The sequence below is a fragment of the Mesorhizobium loti genome, from assembly GCA_014189435.1.
Classification (GTDB): Bacteria; Pseudomonadota; Alphaproteobacteria; order Rhizobiales; family Rhizobiaceae; genus Mesorhizobium; species Mesorhizobium loti_G.
Genome location: CP050293.1, coordinates 5,082,244 through 5,104,582, shown reverse-complemented (window position 1 = coordinate 5,104,582; position 22,339 = coordinate 5,082,244). Strand labels below are relative to the sequence as shown.

Below are 22,339 nucleotides of genomic sequence, written 5' to 3'. Positions count from 1 at the left end.
TCAGGCCGGGCGCTTCAGGCGCCCGGCGACGGCACCCCATGAAGCCTTGATCATGCCGACCAGCCCGCTCGGGTAGGCCAGCATCACGCCGATGATCAGCACCGCCGTGATCATCGGTCGCCACGCGCCGAAATCGGCCATCCATTCGGCAAAAATCGTCAGCACGAAGGAAGCGATGATGGCGCCGTAAATGGTGCTGGTGCCGCCAAGCAGCACCATCGACAGGATGATGGTCGCCAGGCTCATGCCGAACACGTCGATCGAGGCGTTGCGCTGGTAGGCGGCATAGAAGGCGCCGGCGATGCCGGTGAAGAAGGCGCTCGCCGCAAGCGTCAGCATGCGCTGGCGCACGATCGAGACGCCGCGGCTGATGGCGTATTCCTCATTGTCGCGCAAGGCGACGATGCTGGCCCCGGCGCGCGAGCGCACGAACACGCGCAGGAACAGCGTGCTTGCCACCAGCAGGGCCAGCGCGATGTAGAAATAGGCTGATTTGCCGTCGCGGACCATGTTGTGGTCGAAGACGTAGAGGCCGGGAATGCGCACCAGCCCTTGCGTGCCGCCGGTGATGTCGGACTGGCTGATGATCACCTGCATCACCAGCTGCGCGAAGCCGAAAGTGACCAGGATGATGTAGATGCCCTTCAGCCGCAAGATCGGGATGGTCACCAGGATCGCCGCCAGCGTGGCGATGACACCGCTGGCAAACAGCGCGATCCATGGGTCGAATGCGGCGAGCTTGGTGAGCAGGCTGTAGGCATAGACGCCGATGCCGAACAGCGCCAGATGGCCGAAATTGAAGACGCCGCCATAGCCGAGGCTGAGGTCCCAGTTCGAGGCGACGATCGCATAGATGAAGGCCATGATCAGGATGTGGCGGGCATAGGTGTCGCCGAAGATCAACGGCAGTAGCGCCAACAGGGCGAAGCCGAGCACGAAGCCGATGGCCTCCTGCTTCCAGGGCGTGCGGCCGGGGGCGATCGGGGTTGCCGCCTCTGCGTGGCTAAGGGTCATCGGCGATGTCGTGTCGGTCATGCAAGGCCTCGGGAGCGGCTGGCGAAAATGCCCTCGGGGCGCACCATCAGGGTCAGAATGAGCACGCCGAACAGCAGCGCCGGCGTCCAGTACAAGCCGAAATAATAGCTGCAGGCGGCTTCAAAGAAGCCGATCAGATAGGCGGCGAAGATCGGTCCCGAGATGCTCGATATGCCGCCGAAGACGACGACGATCAGCGCCTTGAGCAGCGGATCGCTGCCCATCACCGGCGACATGAAACGGTAGCCGCCCATGAAGATACCGGCCAGCCCGGCCAGCGAAGCGGCGATGGCGAAGGCCAATCCGTAGAGCGCGGTGACGTTCAGTCCGACAAGGTGGCTGGCATCTTCGTTCTGCGCCACGGCGCGCAGCGCCAGCCCGAGCCGTGTGCGGTTGAGGAACATCCAAAGTGCGGCAAGGATCAGCGGCGTGATGACGATGATGGCAATCTGGTGCAGGGAGACGCCGACGCCGCCGATGGTGGTGTTGCCGGCGATGAGCGCCGGGATCTGCTTCGAGCGTGGTCCCCAGATGGTCAAGGCGCCATTCTCGATCAGCGATCCGGCCGCCAGCGTGGTGATGACGACGACCAGCACGATGTTGGGCCGGCCGATCAACGGCCGCACGACGCTCGCCTGCAGGATCCAGCCGACGCCGGCCATGACGACGACGGCGACCGGAAAGGCGACCGCCGCCGGTAGGCCGAGTTCGACCAGTTGCCAGGCGATGTAGGCGCCCAGCATCATGAACACGCCATGGCTGAAATTGAACACGCCGATCGTCGTCCAGACGAGCGCGAGCCCGACCGCCATCATGGCGTAGAGCGAGCCCTGGAACAGGCCGCCGAACAGGATTTCCGCCAATGCGCTCATTCCCAAGTTCCTAATGGCCAAAATACATCGACATGATCTCGCCGTGGTCGAGGCTCTCGCCCGGCTTGATCTCGGTCGCCACCGCGCCATGATTGACGAGGTAGAGTTGCTGCGTCAGCTCGAGCAGGAATTCGATGTCCTGCTCGACGACGATAAGCGGCACGCCGCCGCGCGAAATGTCCATGACGGAGGCGCAGAGCTCGTCCTTGATCTTGGGCGCCAGCCCAAGGGTCGGCTCGTCAAGGATCAGCAGGCGCGGATGGCTCATGAGCGCGGTGCCGATCGACACCATCTGGCGCTCGCCGCCCGACAGCGTGCGCACGCGCTGGCGCCAGCGTTCCGCCAGTTTCGGGAACAGCTTGATCACCTTTTCGCGGTTCTCCGCCTCATGCGGCCTCGCCCGCGGCGAATAGGCGCCGAGCGCCATGCAGTCGGCGATCGAGAGATCGGGAAACAGCCGATTGCCTTGCGGAACATGGATCAGGCCGGTGCCGACGATGGCCCGCGCGCTGTGGCCGACAATGTCCTGCCCATCGAACAGGATGCGGCCGCTTTTCGGCTGCAACAGCCCGGAGATGGCGCGCAGCAGCGTCGTCTTGCCATGGCCGTTGGGGCCGAACAGGCCGACATTGCCGAAACGGCCGGCCTCCAGCGAGATATCGTGCAGCACGGTGACGCGGCCATAGCCGGCGGTGACGCCTTCGACGCTGAGAATGGGGTTCACGCCGCCGACCTCCTCGTGCCGAGATAGGCTTCGATGACGCGCGGGTCGGCGATCACGCCGGCCGGGTCGCCGGCGGCCAGGACGCGGCCATTGTTGAGCACCAGCAGATGCTGCGAAAGGCTCATCAGGAAGGTCAGCACATGCTCGATCAACAGGATGGTGATGCCGCGTTCGGCGGTGCGACGGATCAGGCCGATCGATGTCTCGATCTCGGGCTTGGTCAGGCTCGACGCCGGTTCGTCAAGCAAAAGCATGCGCGGCTGCATGGCGATAGCGGTAGCTAGCATCAGGCATTTGCGCTCGAAGACGGACAATTCACCGGCGAGCCGCCCGAAGGACGCGGACCCCAGCCCGACGAACTCCAATGCCTCGGCGGCCGCATTGCGGGCCATGGCCGCTGTCTTTTCCTGCCTGCCGTAGCTGGCGCCGATCAGCGCGTTCTCGAACACGGTCAGCCCGTCGAAGCTGGTCTCGCGCTGAAACGTACGGGCAAGGCCGAGGCGCGCGATGGCGTGTCCCGACTTGCCGTTGATGGCATTTCCGTCAAAGCGGATGCGGCCCCGGTCGGGGCCGAATGGGATACCGGTGATGATGTTGAACAGAGTGCTCTTGCCGCTGCCGTTCGGGCCGGCGATGCCAAAGATCTCGCCGGCCTCGACCTTGAACGACACGCCGTCGACGGCCTTCAGCGAACCAAAGGCCTTCGACACGTCGTCCAGTTCAAGCAGGGCCATTCCTCACTTCATCCAGGGCTGGAGCTTGAAGGCGCCGGTGGCGTATTTCTCCGGAGAGATCAGCGTGCGCTGGCCGTCCCAGATCTGGAAGAAGGTGATCGGGATGTAGTCGTCGCCCTGCGTCGCAAGGTGAGTGGCGGGATCGAATTTCAGCCGGCCTTCCGCGACCTGCTTGTCGGTCTCCGACAGCGCCTTCATGATCGCCGCATGGTCGGATGCGCCACCGACTTTCTTGACCGCGTCGAAATAGACATTGGTCATTTCGTAGAGGCCGACGCCATAGGTGCCGCTCTCGACGCCGTATTTTGCCTTGAACTTGGCCGCCACTTCATCGGCGCGCGGGTTCTTCGGCGTGGTCAGCGCGCCGCCGAGCAGATTGTAGATGACACCATCCGACTTCTTGCCGGTCAGTTCGACGAACTCCGGAACGCTCGGCGCATATTGCAGGAAGACGAGGCTCTTGGTCGGCTGCTCGAGGAACTGGTTCAGGAACGACGCCGAATTGCCCGGCAGATAGTCGGTGTTGATGACGACATCGGGAACGTTCTCGCGCACCTTGGCCAGGATCGAACGCCAGTCGGTCACTTCGCCGAAGGGCACGATCTCGTCGACGGTGATGGTCCAGCCCTTCTCCTTGAAGGTCTTCTTCATGCCCTCGGAGATGGTCTTCGAATAGGCGTTGTCGGACGAGATGATGGCGACCTTCTTGGTCGGCAAGGTGATCTTGCCGTCGGCCGCGAGCTTTTCGACGAACAGGGTGACGTCGGTGTTGTAGGCGTCGAAGGAAGGCGTCAGCGACCAGCAGCACATATATTTGTCGGGGCTCGGCGCGATGATGTCCCTGGTCTGCTGCGAGGTGGCGGCCAGCATGTAAGGCATGTCTGCTTCGGCCATGTTGTCGATCTCGAAATTGGTCAGGCTGGCATAGCCGGTCAGCATGAAATGCACGCCCGGATCGCCAAGCAGGCGCTCGACCGCGCTGGTGACGTTGCCGGCGGACTGATCCTTGACGTCGCCGACCACCAGCTCGAACGTGTCCCCGGCAACGCCGCCGGCTGCGTTGGCCTCGTCGATGGCCATCTGCACGCCGCGCTGGAATTCCTGGCCGTCCGCCGCGGCCGGGCCGGTCAGCGGCGCAAGCAGGCCGATCTTGACGACATCGGCGAAAGCGGGCGCGCCTGATGCGGCAAACATGCCGATCAGCGTCGTGCTCATCAGGATATGGCGGATTCGACTTGCGGCGGATTTGGCTTTCATCGTGCTGTTCCCTGTTTTCCTCCCGTTCATCGGGAGTTGGATAATTGACAATCTACGCATAATTGTTCTTATTTGAAAAGGATTTTTCAGTGCAACCTGACCGGGAAATGTTTACGGCGGGACACGGGGGAACAGTGGCGCTTTGTTGCGCAGCTGCTTCAAAACAGGGCAATTCCAGACGGAGCCGACAATGACGATCTCGCAGAAGACCCTTGAAACCAGCCACGGCAAGATCGCGGTGCGCCAGGCCGGTGGCCAGGGAGCCGCCGTCATGCTGATCCACGGCAATTCGTCGTCCAGTGCCGTTTTCCGCAACCAGTTGGAGGGCTCGCTGGGCGAGCGCTACCACATCATCGCTCCCGACCTGCCGGGACACGGGGCTTCCGGCGATGCGATCGATCCGGAGCGCTCCTACAGCATGGAAGGCTATGCCGATGCCATGACCGAAGTGCTCGGGCTGCTCGGGGTCGACAAGGCCATCGTCTTCGGCTGGTCGCTCGGCGGCCATATCGGACTTGAGATGATCGACCGCTTTCCCGGCCTGCTCGGACTGATGATCACAGGCACGCCGCCGGTGGCGCCCGAGGAGGTCGGCAACGGCTTCAAGCCGAGCCCGCATATGCACCTTGCCGGACAGGAAACCTTCAGCGCAGCCGATGTCGAGGCCTATGCGCGCAGCACCTGCGGCGAACCGTTCGAGCCGTTCCTCCTCGACACGGTGGCGCGCACCGACGGACGGGCGCGGCGCCTGATGTTCGAAAAATTCGCGGCCGGCACCGGCAGGAACCAGCGCGAGATCGTCGCCGGCAAGACGCCGCCGATCGCCGTTCTGAACGGCATCGACGAGCCTTTCGTCAACACCGATTTCGTCTCGGCTGTGAAGTTTTCCAATCTGTGGGAAGGCAAGGCGCACCTGCTCGACAAATCCGGCCACGCCCCGTTCTGGGATTCTCCAGATCGATTCGACCCGATCTTCGCCCGCTTCCTGGCGAGCGTAGATCGAGCATAGGTTCGACCGAACGGCCTACGCCACTGACCAGCCGCCATCGATCAGAATGTTGGCGCCTGTGATCATCGATGCGGCGGGCGAGGCCAGGAACACCACGGTTCCGGCAACGTCGATCGGGTCGCCGATGCGGCCGAGTGGAATGTGGCCCAGCACATGGGCATGAAAGTCCGGCTCGGCGAGGGAAGGCCGCGTTCCGTCGGTCCAGATGAAGGTCGGCGCGACGCTGTTGACGGCGATCTTGTGCTGCGCCCATTCGGCCGCCAGGCAGCGCGTCAGATGGTTGATCGCCGCCTTGCTCATGCAGTAGATCGCCTCGCCCTTCAGCGTCACCGTGCCGGCCTGTGAGCTTATGTTGATGATGCGCCCGGATTTCTGCGCGATCATCAACCGTCCGACCGCCTGGGTGGTGAAGAACGTGCCCTTGAGGTTGACATTCACCGTCAGGTCGAAATCTTCCTCGGTGACATTCTCGGTCAGGTTCTCCGGCCCGAGCCCGACATTGTTGACCAGCACATCGATGCGGCCGAAGACGGCATGCGCCTCGGCGACGGCGGCCCGCACCGTGGCGAGATCGGTGAGATCCATATGCACCGCCAGCGCCCGCCGGCCCATGCTCTCGATCTCGGCGACAAGGTCTGCCCCATCGGCCTTGCCGCGCACGCCGACGATCATGTCGGCGCCGGAGCCGGCGCAGGCCAGCGCGCAGGCGCGGCCGATGCCGCGTGAAGCGCCGGTGACCAGCACCACCTTGCCGACCAGATCGAATTTTGGCGTGAACTCCGTCATCGCAACCTCCCCAGAAATTTTGCGGACCCGCGCGGGCAGCGGCGGCCTCTTTGCCGAACACTACTTGGTCGCCAGATGAAAGCCAGCAGGCAGCTCACGACAAGAACACCGCTTGCGCCCGGACTTGCCACGCGCCGGCCATCATGATGCCATCTCCCCGCGGAAGATTGCGCCGTGCGGGTTCCGGGTTGGGCGATGCTGCTTGGGCGAATGACAGTCGAGGGTGCGCGCAGGTGCGTGGCGTTTGTCGCCGTGCTGATCTTGTGCCTGTACACGCTCGCCCCGGCTCAGGCCGAGGAGCCGAAGGCGCTGAAAGGTGTCGCGCTGATCATCGGCCAGTCCGACTACCAGCATGTCGGCAAACTGCCCAATCCCGAAAACGACGCCCGCGCTATCGAGGAAATGTTCGACAAGCTCGGTTTCGAGACCGATGTCGCCACCAACCGCGACGCGCGCAAACTGCGGCGTGACCTCGAAGGCTTCGTCGATGACGCCGAGGGCGCCGATGTCGCCGTCATCTATTATTCGGGCCATGGCATCGAAGCCGGCGGCGAGAATTTTCTGGTCCCAGTCGATGCCGATGTCTCGGCGCTCGACGATGCCGGCGAAAAACTGGTGCCGCTGTCGTCGATCGTCGCCGAACTGAAGGCGAAGGTGCCGGTCACCATCGTGCTGCTCGACGCCTGCCGCAACGATCCGTTCCCACCGGGCACGCTGCTGAAGCTGGCGCCGGGCGACGACGGCAAGCCGATCGGCGCCGGCGGTCTTGGCGAAACCCGCAGCGTCGTGGCGCTGAACAACGGCGCACCGGCCAAGGGCTCGGCTGATGACAGCCTCGGCCAGGTCATCGGTTTTGCCGCCGAGCCCGGCAAGGTGGCGCTCGACGGTCCGGCCGACGGCAACAGCCCCTATGCGGCGGCGATATTGCGTCACATCGACACGATGGGCGGCGAGGAATTCGGCACCGTGCTGCGCATGATTGGTGAGGAGGTCTATCTCAAGACCAACGGCCAGCAGCGGCCATGGGTCAATGAAAGCCTGCGCCGGCTGCTCTATTTCGGTACGCCCGCCGAGCAGCCAAAAGGCGACGAGGGCGAAATCCTCACCGAGCGCCGCCGGCTGCTGGTCACCATCTCGGCGCTGCCCGATCCGGAACGCCGTCAGATCGAAACCATTTCCCGCGATGGTGGCGTGCCGATGGACGCGCTCTACGCCATGCTGAAGACGCTTGGCACCGACACGCCGAAAGACCCGGCCGAGCTCGACAAATTGCTGCGCGGCCAGACCGAGCGGCTGAAGCAGGTGCTGGCCGAGCAGTCGGCCTTGAAAAGCCAGGATCCGGAAATCGTCCGTCTGTCGAAACTGGCCGAACAGGCGGTGCAGGAAGGCGCGCTCGATGCGGCGCAGAAATTCCACGAGCAGGCCAAGGCTCGCGTTGGCGAACTGTCGAAGACGGTCGACCAGGCCGAAGCCGATCTCAAGGCGCGTCGGCTGGAATTCGCGGAAGTCTTCGCCAGCAGCGCCAAGACCTACGAGCTGTCTTTCAACTATCTCAAGGCGGCGCAGGACTACGCCAAGGCCTTTGACGAAGTGGAAAAATGGAGCGATGCGGACGCCTGGTTCTACAAGGGAGCAGAGGCCGAGGCGCTTTCCAACCAGGGCGCGTTCTCCGGCGACAACGCGTTTCTTGTCCAGGCTATCGCCGCTTACGAAAAGAGCCTGACCTATGTGTCGCGCGAAAAGACCCCGCGCAGCTGGGCCGCCACGCAGAACAACCTCGCCACCACTTTGTCGACGCTGGGCGAGCGCGAGGCCGGCCGCGACAATCTCGACAAGGCGGCCGGCGCCTTCGAGCAGGCGCTGAGTGTCTACACGCGCGAAGCCTCTCCGGACGATTGGGCGTCCACGTCTGGCAATCTCGGTACCGTCTACTGGCGGCTTGGACAGCGCGAGAACGGTACGGCACTGCTCGACAAGGCGGTCGCGACTTTCCGCGAGGCGCTCGAGGTGCAGGGGTCGAAAAAAGTGCCGCTGGAATGGGCGGCGAGCGAGAACAATCTCGGCATCGTGCTGTCGGAACTCGGCGAGCGCGAGGCGACAAGCGACAGTTTTCGTGCCGCGATCGAAGCGCATCGTGCCGCGTTGACGCAGTACAGCCGCGAGCGCGTGCCGCTCGACTGGGCGTTGAGCCAGGTCAATCTCGGTGCTGCCCTGTTCCGTCTCGGCGCGCGCGAGAAGGATGTGGCTACGCTGGACCAGGCGGTTGCAGCCTACCAGTCGGCAACGGAGGAAATGACGAGGGAACGTGCCCCGGCGCAATGGGCGACGATCCAGAACAATATGAGCTCGGCGCTGGAGACGATCGGCGAAATCAATGGCGATGTCGCCACACTGCAGCGTGCACGCGATGCTGCGGAGGCGGCACTTACGGTCTGGACGCGCGAGCATGCGCCGTCGAGCTGGGCGAACGGCCAACTGACGCTCGGCAACGCGCTGCAGCGTCTCGGCGCCAAGCAGGACGACAGTGCCACGCTGCTCAAGGCGGTCAGCGCCTATGAGGCGGCTCTCAGTGAATATCCGCGCGAAAAGCTGCCACTCGATTGGGCCTCGCTGCAGCAGAATCTGGGCTCCGCCTATGCCTCGCTCGGCGAGCGCGACACGGGGGTCGACTATCTGCAGAAGTCGGCAACCGCCTATCGCAACGCCTCGGAGGTCTATACCGCTGCCGCAGCTCCGCTCGAATTCGCCGCCATCGAACACAGTCTCGGCAGCACGCTGTCGAGCTGGGGCGACCGCGCCGGCGACAGAGCAGTGCTCGAACAAGCAGTGGCCGCTTACGATGCCGCACTCACCGTGCGGACCAAACAGAGCGCTCCAAAAGACTGGGCGAAGACGCAGTACCGGCTGGGTGCGGCCCTTTCTATGCTGGGCAAGGCCGATGGCGGCCCGACAGAAGCGCTTGAACGCTCGGTGAGGGCTTACCGTGCGGCGCTTGAGGTGCAGACCCGCGACAGCGAACCGGAGGCCTGGGCGGCAACGCAATGGGGCTTGGGCCACGTACTCCTGGTGCTGGGCGACCGGACAAGCAACGGCGAGGATTTCGCCCAGTCGGTGACGGCGCTCGAAGCGGCCTTGCCGCTCTATGACATCGCCACGGTGCCGCAGGATCACGCCCAGCTGCAAAACGATCTCGGCAGCGCCTACTACTACCTTGCTGGCGCCAGCAATGATCCGTCGCTCTACCAGAAGGCCGCAACGGCGCATGAAGCGGCGCTGGCCGTCTATGCGACGCTACCTGACCGCACGCTGTGGGCCTCTGTCGAAGGCGATCTCGGCAACGCGCGTATGATGCAGGCGAGCGCCACTTCCGACCCGGACACCATGGCGAAATCGGTGCAGGCCTATGAGGCGGCACTGTCGGTGACGACCCGCGACAAGGATGCCGACGGCTGGATCCGCAACCAGGCCAACCTCGCCAGCGCCTTGTCGACGCTGGGCTACTGGCGCAACGACGTCGCCTTGCTGAAGCGCTCGGCCGGCATCTATCGCAGCATACAAAGCGTGCGCACCCGCGACCGTGCGCCGGAGCAATGGGCGCGCACGCAAGGCGATTTCGCCCGTGTGCTCGGTATGATCGGAGAGAAGGCGCCGGAACCGGCGGTGTTCGACGAGGCCATCGCCGTCAACCGGGCGCTTGCCGACGAGGTCGGCCGCGATCGCGACCCCGACCGCTGGGCCAGTCTGCAGAACGAGGTCGGCTACTCGCTGACGCTTGCCGGCCGGACCGAAAACAACGTTGCCCGCTTCGAGGAAGCGGTGCCGATCCTGCGCGAGGCGATCGCCGTGCAGAAGAAGATCAATTCGGTTCCGGGCATCGCCTTCACTGAAGACAGCCTGTGCGATGTGCTGACCGATCTGGGCGCTGCCCGCAAGCAGAAGGCACTTGCCGAGGAAGCGATTGCCGCGTGCCAGGACGCACTGGTCATCTTCCGGGATCGCAAGATGGACGATCTCACCGCCGGCTCGGAGAAAAACCTTGCCGAGGCACAAGCCCTGCTGGCCGAGCTAAACTGACGGAATTGCCGTTCTGGGGCCAGGTGCTTGCAACGACGCGTGACAATGACGAGCGTCTGCCGTATATTGACATAAAGATATCCTTATGTGACATGAAAAGGCTTGTCGCCAAAGGGATAAAAAATGTCGCAGAATTCTGCATCGCTGGACGCTTTGTTCGGCCCCGTCGCGGCAAAACCCGACGGGTCGGAGGTGCTTGCCGCGCTGACGGCTGCTGCGCGCGAACGCATCCTGATCCTTGACGGCGCCATGGGCACGCAGATCCAGGGCCTGGGTTTCGACGAGGACCAGTTTCGCGGCGACGCCTTCGCCGGCTGCGCCTGCCACCAGCAGGGCAACAACGATCTTCTGATCCTGACCCAGCCCGGGGCGATCGAGGAGATCCACTATCAGTACGCCATCGCAGGCGCCGATATCCTCGAAACCAACACCTTCTCCTCGACCTCGATCGCCCAGGCCGATTACGGCATGGAGGATGCCGTCTATGCGCTGAATCGCGATGGCGCGCGACTGGTGCGGCGAGCCGCCGTTCGTGCCGAGCAGCAGGACGGCAAGCGCCGTTTCGTCGCCGGCGCGCTGGGGCCGACCAACCGCACCGCCTCGATGTCGCCGGATGTCAACAATCCCGGCTACCGCGCGGTGACCTTCGACGATCTGCGCCTCGCCTATGGCGAACAGCTGCGCGGCCTGATCGACGGTGGCGCCGACATCATCCTGATCGAGACCATCTTCGACACGCTGAACGCCAAGGCGGCGATCTTCGCAGCAGAAGAGATCTTCATCGAGAAGGGTGTGCGCCTGCCGGTGATGATCTCCGGCACCATCACCGACCTCTCCGGCCGCACGCTGTCGGGCCAGACGCCGACCGCCTTCTGGCATTCGGTGCGTCATGCCAGCCCCTTCACCATCGGCCTCAACTGCGCGCTCGGCGCCAACGCCATGCGCGCGCATCTGGCAGAGATTTCGGGCGTCGCCAACACCTTCACCTGCGCCTATCCGAATGCCGGCCTGCCCAATGAATTCGGTCGATATGACGAGAGCCCTGAATTCATGGCCGCGCAGATCGAGGATTTCGCCAGGGAAGGGCTGGTCAATGTCGTCGGCGGCTGCTGCGGTTCGACGCCGGACCACATCCGTGCCATCGCTGAGGCGGTGCGGAAGTATCCGCCGCGCGCCATTCCGGACATCGAGCCCAAGATGCGCCTGTCCGGGCTGGAGCCGTTCACGCTCACGGACGAGATTCCCTTCGTCAATGTCGGCGAGCGCACCAATGTCACCGGCTCGGCCAAGTTCCGGAAGCTGATCACGGCGGGCGACTATGTCGCCGCGCTCGATGTGGCGCGCGACCAGGTCGCCAATGGCGCCCAGATCATCGACATCAACATGGACGAGGGGCTGATCGATTCGAAGAAGGCGATGGTCGAGTACCTCAACCTGATCGCCGCCGAGCCGGACATCGCTCGCGTTCCTGTCATGGTCGACAGTTCGAAGTGGGAGATCATCGAGGCCGGCCTGAAATGCGTGCAGGGCAAGCCGCTGGTCAACTCCATCTCGATGAAGGAAGGCGAGGCGGCTTTCCTGCATCATGCCAGGCTGGTGCGGGCCTATGGCGCCGCCGTGGTCGTCATGGCCTTCGACGAAGACGGCCAGGCCGACACCAAGGTGCGCAAGGTCGAGATCTGCACCCGCGCCTACAAGCTCCTGACCGAGCAGGCCGGCTTCCCGCCCGAGGACATCGTCTTCGATCCCAACGTGTTCGCCATCGCCACCGGCATCGAGGAACACGACAATTATGGCGCCGACTTCATCGAGGCGGCGGGCGAGATCACCGGCACGCTGCCGCATGTCCATATTTCCGGCGGCGTCTCGAACCTGTCCTTCTCGTTCAGGGGCAACGAGCCGGTGCGCGAGGCCATGCATGCGGTGTTCCTCTACCATGCCATCCAGCGCGGCATGGACATGGGCATCGTCAATGCCGGCCAGCTTGCCGTCTACGACACGATCGAGCCGGCGCTGCGCGAGGCCTGCGAGGATGTCGTGCTCAACCGCGTGCCCAAGGCTGGCGGCACCGCCACCGAACGCATGCTGGAGATCGCTGAACGCTTCAAGGGCACGGCGGGCCAGGAAGCCAAGGAGCGCGATCTCGCCTGGCGCGAATGGACGGTCGAACAGCGGATCAGCCATGCGCTGGTCAACGGCATCACCGAATTCATCGATGCCGACACCGAGGAAGCGCGGTTGGCGGCCGAGCGTCCGCTGCATGTCATTGAAGGCCCACTAATGGCCGGCATGAACGTCGTCGGCGACCTGTTCGGCGCGGGCAAGATGTTCCTGCCGCAAGTGGTTAAGTCGGCCCGCGTCATGAAACAAGCGGTGGCCGGATTGCTGCCTCATATGGAGGCCGAGAAGCTGGCCAATGCCGCCAATGGCATCGACAATGGCGAACGCCAGACAGCGGGAAAAATCCTGATGGCGACGGTGAAGGGCGATGTCCACGACATCGGCAAGAACATCGTTGGCGTGGTGCTGGCCTGCAACAATTACGAGATCATCGATCTCGGCGTCATGGTGCCGGCGGCAAAGATCCTGCAGACGGCGCGCGAGAGACAAGTCGACATTATCGGCCTGTCAGGCCTGATCACGCCATCGCTCGACGAGATGGCGCACATGGCCGCCGAGATGGAGCGTGAGGGTTTCGACATTCCGCTGCTGATCGGCGGCGCGACGACCAGCCGCGTGCACACGGCGGTGAAAATCCACCCGCGCTACACCAAGGGCCAAACGGTCTATGTCACCGACGCCAGCCGGGCGGTCGGCGTGGTCTCGTCCTTGCTGTCGAACGAGACCAAGGGCGGCTATGTCGACACGGTGCGCGCCGAATACAAGAAAGTCGCCGACGCGCATGCCCGCTCCGAAGCCGACAAGCAGCGGCTGCCGCTGGCCAAGGCGAGGGCCAACGCGCATCGGATCGACTGGTCTGAATATGAGCCGCCGAAGCCGTCCTTCACGGGCGTGAAGGTGTTCGAGAACTGGGATCTCACGGAACTCGCACGCTACATCGACTGGACGCCGTTCTTCCAGACCTGGGAGTTGAAGGGCCGCTATCCAAAAATCCTCGAAGACGAGGCGCAAGGCGCCGCCGCGCGCCAACTGTTCGAGGATGCGCAGGCGATGCTGAAGAAGATCATTGCCGAAAAATGGTTCGCGCCGCGCGGCGTCATCGGTTTCTGGCCGGCCAATGCCGTCGGCGACGACATCAGGCTGTTCACGAACGAGGCACGCTCGCAGGAACTGGCGACCTTCTTCACCCTGCGCCAGCAACTGACCAAGCGTGACGGCAAGGCCAATGTCGCCCTGTCGGATTTCGTCGCGCCGGCGGATAGCGGCAAGCCCGACTATATTGGCGGCTTCATCGTCACGGCCGGCATCGAGGAGGTGGCGATCGCCGAGCGCTTCGAGCGCGCCAATGACGACTACTCCTCGATCATGGTCAAGGCGCTGGCCGACCGCTTCGCCGAAGCCTTTGCCGAGCGCATGCACGAGAAGGTGCGAAAGGAATTCTGGGGCTACGCGGCAGACGAAGTGCTGGCGCCGGACGAACTGATCGGCGAACCCTATCGCGGCATCCGCCCGGCGCCCGGCTATCCGGCGCAGCCCGACCACACCGAGAAGGCTACTTTGTTCCGGCTGCTCGACGGCGAAGGCAATGCCGGCGTGAGCCTGACCGAAAGCTACGCGATGTGGCCGGGTTCGTCCGTGTCCGGCATCTATCTGGCGCATCCCGAAAGCTATTATTTCGGCGTCGCCAAGGTCGAACGCGACCAGGTCGAGGATTATGCACGCCGCAAGGCGATGCCGTTGGCCGAGGTCGAGCGCTGGCTTGGCCCTATCCTCAACTACGTGCCGGCACACTATGCCGAGGCGGCTGAATAGCTGATGCCGGCGCGCACCTGATGGTGAAGCGACAGGCGAATGCCGATCGCTTCTCCATTGTCATCCTGGCCCGCTTCGATTCCGGTGGGCTATTGCATGGCGGACGGGTTCATCCACAGCAGCTCCCAGACGTTGCCGTCCGGATCTTCGATGTGGCGGTTGAACATGAAACCGAGATCCTGCACCGGGTTGGGATCGGCGCGACCGCCTGCCGCCACGCCCTTCTCGATTACGGCATTGACCTCGTCCTTGCTGTCGGTGGTGAGCGCGATCAGCATCTGGCTGTCCCGCTTGGCATCGCCGATCGGGCGCGCTGTGAACTGGCCGTAGTGCTGGTGCGTCAGCAACATGACCCCAATCGAGTCGGAGAACATGATCGAGCTGGCCTGGTCGTTCGAGAATTGCGGGTTCAGCGTGCCGCCGATCGCGAGATAGAACTTGGTCGCCGCCTGCAGATCGCGTACCGGCAGATTGAGGAAGATCATCTTGGTCATCGGTTCAAGCCTTGCTTTCGTTGACGGGTACTAGTCAGTCTAGTACTGTATCGATGGCTATCACGCGGGAACGGTACCGTCTAGTACTGATCGAGGGGCGCTATGGAAAATAATGGTGAGACCAGGGCGGCTCGCAAGGATCGTGAAATCATCGAAGCGGCCACGGCCGCGTTCATCGCCAAGGGTTATGATGGAACCAGCATGGAAGAGATCGCCACCAAGGCGGGCGCTTCCAAGCAGACCGTCTACAAGCATTTCACGGACAAGGAGACGCTGTTCGGCGAAGTCGTCGAGGCCACCGCGAGCCAGACCAACGACGTCGTCGAGTCCGTCACGATGCTGCTTTCCGAGGCGCAATTCATGGAGGGCGGCCTGCAGCAGCTTGCCCGACGCATGACAACGACACTGATGGACGACGAGTTGCTGAGGCTGCGGCGTCTGATTATCGCAAACGCGGATCGAATGCCGCAGCTTGGCCGCAGCTGGTATGAAAAAGGTTTTGAGCGCATGCTTGCCTCGGTGGCATCATGCTTTCAAAAACTCACCAGTCGAGGCCTGTTGCAGACCAGCGATCCCCGTTTGGCGGCCAGCCATCTCTTCGGAATGCTTCTCTGGATCCCCATGAACGAAGCCATGTTCACCGGAAGCAACCCGCGTTCGAAGGCTGATCTTGAGCGGCATGCCGATGCTTCGGTTGAAGCGTTCCTTGCCGCCTATGGGCCGCGGTCGAAATAATCACGCTCCTCTCTGTCGGCGATGCGTCTTGCGGTCGATTGCCGTCCACGCCCGTCGCCTTTTGCTTAAGGTGCCCGTCTACATCGGCTGGTATCTTGAGGAGATCTGCCGCGCCAGAAACAGCTTCAACTGCCAGCAGACCGGTTTTGCACAGGCTGCTCGCTTACGATCCAAGGCTGCGATAAACCCAAGCGGCCGTCTTTGCAGTTGGAGCGCCAAATGACCGTAGTCACACGCCGCAGGCTTTTGAAGACAGCCGCGGTTGCCGGCGCGGGCGGGGTCGGGCTCACGGCCCTGGGTCGGCTTGGCGGCTGGGCCGCCGCCACAGCTGAGCCTGTGGTTTTGCAGACGGCAAAAATCCAGGCGAAGCTGATGGATGTCGGCCAGACCAGGGATGTGCTGACCTATGGCAACGCTGGAATGCCGCCCGTGCTCAGAATGAAAAAAGGCGAGCCCTTTGCCGCGCGTCTCGTCAATGCCATCGACGATCCGACGACGATCCACTGGCACGGCATTCGCGTTCCAAACAAGATGGATGGCGTGCCGTTTCTGGTCCAGCCCTACGTCTACACCGGCGATCATTTCGATTACGCCTTCACGCCACCCGACGCCGGCACCTTCTGGTATCATCCGCATTGCAACACGCTGGAGCAGATGGGCCACGGCCTGACGGGCGTGGTCGTGGTCGAAAACCCCAGCGATCCGGAATTCGATGCCGAAATTGTGCTCAATCTGCGCGACTGGCGCCTCGGCGACGACGGCCAGTTCATCGACCAGTTCCGGCCGCGCGATGCCGCAAGAACCGGCACTTACGGCACGGTGCGCACAGCCAATTGGCTCGACCAGCCGCAATATGATGCGCCGGCCGGCGGGCTGGCGCGGCTGCGTGTCGCGATCACCGACGTCACCCGAATCTACGCTTTTCGCGTCGACGGTGCGGACGCGATTGTCATGGCGCTCGACGGCAATCCGGTGCCTGAGCGTTTTTCGCCCGATGCCTTGCTGCTTGGACCGGGACAGCGCATGGAGCTGGCCATCCGCATGCCCGACGACGAGGGCGCGATCGTCAGCTTGAGGGACGTCAGGGGCACCAAGCCAAAAATCCTGGCAACCCTGCGCGCAACAGGAAAATCCCTCAAACGGGACATTCGCGATGTCGCTCCGCTGGAGGTCAATCCGGTGGCGGAAGTGGATCTCGCCAGCGCCCAGCATATTTCCCTGGCTCTGAGCGCCACGGCGGAAAACGTCCCGAGCGACGGTATCTGCGGTTCGCTTGGCTACAGTTTCTGGGCCATCAACAAGGTGCCGTGGCCCGGCGATACGCCGGATCCGACAGCACCCTTGGCCGAATTGAAGCTTGGCGGGAGCTATGTCATCGACATGGAGAACCTGACGCCGCAATCCCATCCGATGCATCTGCACGGCATGAGCTTCAAGGTGCTGTCATCCTCGACGCGTCAGGTGCAGCCTGTCATTTCCGACACCTATCTCATCCAGCCCAACGAGAAGGTTCAGCTCGGTTTCGTCGCCGACAATCCCGGTGACTGGCTGCTGCACTGCCACATCATCGAGCATCAGAAATCGGGAATGACGAGCTACGTCAGGGTGGTCTGAAGCCGCTCCCGGGATCGCGTCAGTCTCCGTGTCGCTCCGTGACCGTCACTTGCGCAGCTGCGCCTCGATCTCGTCGAGGATCTTGTCCTTGCCGATGCCGGTGAGGAAGGCGAGGCCCTTGATGACCGGCTTGGTCACCGAAGCGGAGATCGGGGTGGTGGCGACGATGAAGTCGACATTGTCGGCCAGTCCCGGCACTTCTGTGGCCTTTGCCTGCTGGGCATTGAAGGTGAGGCCGCGTTTCTTCATTTCCTCGGTGACGGCGACGTTGACCGCGGTCGAGGTGGCGATGCCCGTGCCGCAGGCAAAGAGAATGGTTTTCTGTCTGGACATCTCTGCTTCTCCTTGTTTCAGCCGAGTACGGCTCGCACGTCTTCGAGGGTTCTGGCCGACCTCAAGCCGTCCAAGGCTTGCGGGTTCTGGATGGTGGCCATGACGGCCTGCAGCGCCTCAATCTGCTTGTCCTTGTCATTGATGGCAAGCAGGAAGACGAAGCCGACCGGCAGCATCTCGTCGGGGTCTTCCATGTTGGCGAAGATCACAGGTTGCTTCAGTGTGCCCATCGCGATGCCCGGCTTCAGCACATGCTCCGGATCGGTGTGCGGTACCGCGACATTGTCGGGGCGCTCCAGCGGCAATCCAGTCGGGATGCTCATTTCACGGCGCACGACCGCGTCGGCGTAGGAGCTTTTGACATAGCCAAGCCTCTCCAGCCGGCCGGCCAGGATGCGGATGATCTCCTCATTGGTCGATGCATCCGATCCGAGCACGATCGCTTCGGGATCCAGAAGCTGCATGAGGCCGTCAGGCATTTCTTTGCTCCGTCGATGAAATCGTGCGCCCGTGAAGGGCGCACGACTATTTTCAAGTTCCTGGCGCTGTCAGATTCAGGCCGTCTCTTCGGCCGGCTCGTCCTCGGCACCCGCGGCCCGTTCCCAGCCGAGCGGATTGCGGCGGTAGAGGACAAACAATGCCGCGATGACCGCAGCGATCACGATGATGCCGACAAGCCCCATTCCTTGGATCGCCTCGATGATCACGTAAGGCACCCACAGGAAGCCGTCGACCACCGAGGTGATCTGCAGCGCATCCGCCGGCAGCTTGAAGCCCGATGCGACGGCAGCGCTTGTGAACAGCGGCGCCAGCGCGTTGGCGACGTAGAAGCCGATGGCCAGCGTCACCGTACCGATCACCACCATGCGGAACACATTGCCTTTGACCAGCGGCGCGGTCATGGCGACGATGAAGGGAATGACCGCCAGGTCGGCGAACAGGATGACGCGGTTGCCCGGCAGGATGATGGACAGGATGATCGCGATCGGCACCAGGATTAGCGACGACGAGATCGCCGCCGGATGGCCGATCAGGATCGCCGAATCGAGGCCGACAAGCAACTCGCGGTCGCCGGTGCGCTTGCGTACGAACGCCTGTGCGGCGTCGGAAACCGGGAGCAGGCCCTCCATCAGGATCTTGACCATGCGCGGCAGCAGCAGCATCACCGCCGCCAGCGTCATGCCGGTGCCCAGAACCTTTGCCAGCACCACGCTGAGATCACCCGCATTGTAGAAGGCGATCGCGCCGAGCACGAGGCCGATGATGAGGCCCATCACGACAGGTTCGCCGAACACGCCGAACCTGCGCTCGATAGTATCGGTGTTGATGTTGATGCGATTGATCCCGGGAATGCGGTCCATAATCCAGTTGAGCACAATGGCGATCGGCAGGATCTGCGCCGAGGCGAGGTGAGGCACCGAAATGCCGGGCACGCCGTAGAATTGCTGCACGGCGCGCGCCGACCAGTCGGCGAAGAGCAGCGAGAGTGCTGCGACAAGTGCCGCGACCGCGATGCCATAGGCCAGATTGTCTGTCGCGGCGACGACCAGCGAGCCGACAAAGGCGAAGTGCCAGAAATTCCAGACGTCGACATTGAGCGTGCGCGTCATGCGTGTCAGCAACAGCACGATGTTGACGAGGATGCCGACCGGAATCACCCACAGGCCGACCGATGAGCCGAAGGCGATCGCCGCGGCCGAAGGCCAGCCGACATCGATGATGTCACGATGGATGCCGGTGTTGGTGACGATGGCCTTGGCAACGTCTCCGATCGACGTGAACATGAGGCCAAGCACGAGATTGATGCCGATGAAGGCGACGCCGATGGTGACGGCGGCTCGAAAAGCCTTGCTGACCTTGGCGCCCAGAACCACGGCGATGATAAAAATCACGATCGGTAGCAGGATCGTCGGGCCGAGCGTGTCGATGGCCCCTTTGAGGCCCGCGAGAACAGTATCCATTATTCCTCCCCTGGAGCCCCCGAGCCTTCGCTCGACGCCTCGCAATGTTGCTCCATCCAGCCTTTGACGCCACCTTGGCGCAAAGACACTCCCCAGTCCGCCGCGAGGCGCATGCTCTCCGATCTGTCGATGAACATTTGCCTTTGTTGGCGAACGAATGTTTTATTGGGGCTGTTCACGACAATGTCAATTGGCACCCTTTGTGCCAATCACGGGGGACGAATGTCCCTTGTTCGGGCAATTTCGTTGGAAAATGCCGGTCGCCAACGGTTTCGTTGGCAAAGGGAGCCCGTTCCCTGCTATCCGACCACAAATCACGAAGCTGTGGACATTCCCGCATGACCAATGTCGCCCTGACCGGCCTTGCCCGCGATCTCGCCAGGCGTGCCGCCGAGGGCCGCCCTGTGCGCATCGGCGTCATCGGTTCGGGCGAAATGGGCACCGATCTGGTCACCCAGGGCATGCTGATGCCGGGCATTTCGGTCTGCGCCGTCTCGACACGGCGCCCGCACACCGCGCGCGATGCCATCCGCATCGCTTATGGCGACGAAGCCATGGCGGTCGAAGCCGACACCGCGTCGAAAGTCACCGGCGCCATCGAGAACGGCAAGATCGCCATCACCTCCAACGAGATGCTGGTCACCAATCCGTTGATCGACGTCGTCATCGACGCCACCGGCAAGCCTGGTGTCGCCGCCGATTTCTGCCTGTCGGCGATGGAGCACGGCAAGCATCTGGTGATGATGAACGTCGAGGCCGACGTCACTATTGGCTGCTATCTCAAACAGCAGGCCGACCGGCTTGGCGTCGTCTATTCGGTGGGTGCGGGCGACGAGCCGTCGAGCTGCATGGAACTGATCGAGTTTGCGTCGGCGCTTGGCCTAACTATCGTCTCGGCCGGCAAGGGCAAGAACAACCCGCTCAACCACGATGCCGTGCCGGACGACTATCGCGAGGAAGCGATCCGCCGCAACATGAACCCGCGCATGCTGGTCGAGTTCGTCGACGGTTCCAAGACCATGGTCGAGATGTGCGCCATCGCCAACGCCACCGGGCTGGTGCCCGATGTGCCCGGCATGCACGGCCCCAAGGCCGACCGCGACGACCTCGCCAAGGTGCTCATCCCGCGCGAGGATGGCGGACTGCTCACGAAGAAAGGCGTCGTCGACTACACGATCGGCAAGGGCGTCGCGCCCGGCGTCTTCGTCATCGTCGAGGCGACGCATCCGCGCATCATCGAGCGCATGGACGATCTGCATATCGGCCACGGCCCTTACTACAGCCTGTTTCGTCCGTATCATCTGACGTCGCTGGAAGTGCCGCTGACCGCCGCCCGCATCGTGCTGTTCGGCAAGCCCGACATGGTGCCGTTGCCGAGGCCGGTGGCCGAGGTGTGCGCCGTCGCCAAGCGCGACCTTGCCGCCGGCGAGACCTTCGATGCGATCGGCGAGACCTGCTACCGTTCCTGGACCATGACCGTCGGCGAAGCCCGTGCCCAGCGCGCCGTGCCGGTCGGCCTGCTCGAGGGCGGCAAAGTGCTGAAACCGGTCAGGAAAGGCGAGTTGCTGACCGCCGACAATGCGGCGCCCGACCAAACGACGAGGCTGTTCGCCTTGCGGCGGCTGCAGGACGAGATGCTTTACGGGGGTTGAGACCACCAGCTTATCGACGTTGGTGCCGCCCCTCATCCGCCTGCCGGCACCTTCTCCCCGTATAGTGACGGGGAGAAGGGGGCTGGCCGCAACCTCAGAGCCCATTCTGCAACGCTGGCGATTGGCGAAACCATCGACGAGAGAGTCCTTCTCCCCGTCCCTATACGGGGAGAAGTGCCCGGCAGGGCGATGAGGGGCAGCGCGACATCCAAAGCCTTTTTGCGGCGCATAGGCCCCGCGAAGAGGTTAAACCGATCAGACGGCCTTACTTCCCCAGCTCGACTGACCGCAGCCGCGCCGCCTCCACCGCCTGCGTCAGCAGATTGGTCAGCCGATCCTCGCCCATCAGCACATCTAGCGCCGCTGCCGTCGTCCCCTTGGGGCTGGTCACCTGTTGGCGCAGCAAGCCCGGCTCCTCGCCGCTTTCGGCGGCGAGCGAGGCAGCGCCGTAGACGGTCTGCATGGCGAGCAGCTTGGCGGTTGCCGTCGGCAGCCCGGCCCTCTCGGCGGCCACGGTCAGCGCCTCGATGAAATGGAAGATATAGGCCGGCCCTGACCCCGACACGGCGGTCACTGCATCCATCAGGCCCTCGTCGTCGATGGTGGCCACTTCGCCGCTCGCCGACAGCAGGTCGGCGGCGAAACGCTTGGTGTCGTCGGAAACCAGCCTGTTGGAAAACACCACCATCATGCCCTTGCCGATCGCTGCCGGCGTGTTGGGCATGCAGCGCACGATCGGCGCGCGGCTGCCCAAGATTTCCTCGAAGGTGGCGGCAGGCGTGCCGGCGGCGATACTGACGAAAGTGGTGCGGCCATCGGCGAAGCGCTTGTAGGCGGCGGTGACGTCGCGGATCACCTGCGGCTTCACCGCGATGACGACGAGATCGGGCACGGCATCGGCTGGAATATCGCCGGCATCGGCTGATGTGCCGCAGCCCAACGCCGCGGCGCGATTGCGCAGATCGGCATTGGGCTCGACCACGAAAACCGCCGACGGCGCAAGCTTGCCGGACTTCAGCCAGCCCGAGAGCATGGCGTAACCCATATTGCCGCAGCCGGCGAGAACAAGCCTGATCGTCATCGAAAGCCCTCCGAAGGAAGGCCTTCACATAAACGCTGGCGCTTG

17 protein-coding genes are annotated in these 22,339 nt (G+C 63.4%); 6 read left to right on the top strand and 11 right to left on the bottom strand.

Annotated features, from left to right (window positions below; genetic code table 11):
• The 5 genes from HB777_24520 to HB777_24500 are packed head-to-tail and all read right to left on the bottom strand — an operon-like array spanning position 1 to position 4,622.
• Entirely contained in the window at positions 1-1,035 is a 1,035-nt protein-coding gene (locus HB777_24520) for a branched-chain amino acid ABC transporter permease (protein ID QND66761.1), read from the bottom strand.
• The gene (locus HB777_24515) at positions 1,032-1,907 is read right to left on the bottom strand and encodes a branched-chain amino acid ABC transporter permease (GenBank protein QND66760.1); all 876 of its coding nucleotides are present in this window, start codon (positions 1,905-1,907) and stop codon (positions 1,032-1,034) included. Before HB777_24515 ends, HB777_24520 begins: the two co-directional genes overlap by 4 nt.
• A gap of 10 nt (positions 1,908-1,917) precedes the next feature.
• Positions 1,918-2,631: an ABC transporter ATP-binding protein gene (locus HB777_24510; protein ID QND66759.1), complete on the bottom strand. Its 714-nt coding sequence runs from the start codon at positions 2,629-2,631 to the stop codon at positions 1,918-1,920.
• Positions 2,628-3,365, bottom strand: coding sequence for an ABC transporter ATP-binding protein (locus HB777_24505; GenBank protein ID QND66758.1), 738 nt, complete (start codon positions 3,363-3,365; stop codon positions 2,628-2,630). Before HB777_24505 ends, HB777_24510 begins: the two co-directional genes overlap by 4 nt.
• Before the next feature lie 3 nt (positions 3,366-3,368).
• Positions 3,369-4,622, bottom strand: coding sequence for an ABC transporter substrate-binding protein (locus tag HB777_24500; protein ID QND66757.1), 1,254 nt, complete (start codon positions 4,620-4,622; stop codon positions 3,369-3,371).
• Between the two features lie 190 nt (positions 4,623-4,812).
• On the opposite strand from HB777_24500, the gene HB777_24495 reads away from it, so the two are divergent.
• On the top strand, positions 4,813-5,631 hold the full coding sequence (locus HB777_24495; protein QND66756.1) for an alpha/beta hydrolase: 819 nt from the start codon (positions 4,813-4,815) through the stop codon (positions 5,629-5,631).
• A 15-nt stretch (positions 5,632-5,646) separates the two neighbouring features.
• Here HB777_24495 and HB777_24490 read toward each other — a convergent pair whose 3' ends face one another.
• Complete coding sequence (locus tag HB777_24490; GenBank protein ID QND66755.1) at positions 5,647-6,417, bottom strand: 3-oxoacyl-ACP reductase FabG; 771 nt, start codon at positions 6,415-6,417, stop codon at positions 5,647-5,649.
• Positions 6,418-6,591: 174 nt separating this feature from the next.
• On the opposite strand from HB777_24490, the gene HB777_24485 reads away from it, so the two are divergent.
• Together HB777_24485 and metH are read left to right on the top strand one after the other, a co-directional pair.
• Positions 6,592-10,491 carry a tetratricopeptide repeat protein gene (locus HB777_24485; GenBank protein ID QND66754.1) on the top strand — a complete coding sequence of 1,300 codons (3,900 nt, stop codon included), beginning with the start codon at positions 6,592-6,594 and terminating at the stop codon, positions 10,489-10,491.
• A 123-nt stretch (positions 10,492-10,614) separates the two neighbouring features.
• Entirely contained in the window at positions 10,615-14,424 is a 3,810-nt protein-coding gene (gene metH, locus HB777_24480; GenBank protein QND66753.1) for a methionine synthase, read from the top strand.
• 89 nt (positions 14,425-14,513) lie between these two features.
• On the opposite strand, the gene HB777_24475 is transcribed toward metH, so the two are convergent.
• Positions 14,514-14,918 (bottom strand): VOC family protein, encoded by a 405-nt coding sequence (locus tag HB777_24475; GenBank protein ID QND66752.1) that lies wholly within the window; start codon positions 14,916-14,918, stop codon positions 14,514-14,516.
• A 102-nt stretch (positions 14,919-15,020) separates the two neighbouring features.
• On the opposite strand from HB777_24475, the gene HB777_24470 reads away from it, so the two are divergent.
• The gene (locus tag HB777_24470) at positions 15,021-15,653 is read left to right on the top strand and encodes a TetR/AcrR family transcriptional regulator (protein QND66751.1); all 633 of its coding nucleotides are present in this window, start codon (positions 15,021-15,023) and stop codon (positions 15,651-15,653) included.
• 219 nt (positions 15,654-15,872) lie between these two features.
• Complete coding sequence (locus tag HB777_24465) at positions 15,873-17,267, top strand: multicopper oxidase family protein (GenBank protein ID QND66750.1); 1,395 nt, start codon at positions 15,873-15,875, stop codon at positions 17,265-17,267.
• A gap of 45 nt (positions 17,268-17,312) precedes the next feature.
• On the opposite strand, the gene HB777_24460 is transcribed toward HB777_24465, so the two are convergent.
• The 3 genes from HB777_24460 to HB777_24450 all read right to left on the bottom strand — a co-directional run bounded on the left by HB777_24460 (position 17,313) and on the right by HB777_24450 (position 19,561).
• Positions 17,313-17,600, bottom strand: coding sequence for a PTS sugar transporter subunit IIB (locus HB777_24460; GenBank protein ID QND66749.1), 288 nt, complete (start codon positions 17,598-17,600; stop codon positions 17,313-17,315).
• Between the two features lie 17 nt (positions 17,601-17,617).
• Positions 17,618-18,079, bottom strand: coding sequence for a PTS sugar transporter subunit IIA (locus HB777_24455; GenBank protein QND66748.1), 462 nt, complete (start codon positions 18,077-18,079; stop codon positions 17,618-17,620).
• A gap of 75 nt (positions 18,080-18,154) precedes the next feature.
• Positions 18,155-19,561 carry a PTS sugar transporter subunit IIC gene (locus HB777_24450; protein QND66747.1) on the bottom strand — a complete coding sequence of 469 codons (1,407 nt, stop codon included), beginning with the start codon at positions 19,559-19,561 and terminating at the stop codon, positions 18,155-18,157.
• Positions 19,562-19,899: 338 nt separating this feature from the next.
• Here HB777_24450 and HB777_24445 point away from each other — a divergent pair, with 338 nt between their 5' ends.
• On the top strand, positions 19,900-21,213 hold the full coding sequence (locus HB777_24445; GenBank protein QND66746.1) for a homoserine dehydrogenase: 1,314 nt from the start codon (positions 19,900-19,902) through the stop codon (positions 21,211-21,213).
• A 265-nt stretch (positions 21,214-21,478) separates the two neighbouring features.
• Here the strand turns inward: HB777_24445 and HB777_24440 are convergent, their stop codons facing one another.
• Complete coding sequence (locus HB777_24440) at positions 21,479-22,294, bottom strand: pyrroline-5-carboxylate reductase (GenBank protein QND66745.1); 816 nt, start codon at positions 22,292-22,294, stop codon at positions 21,479-21,481.
• Positions 22,295-22,339 lie beyond the last annotated feature (45 nt).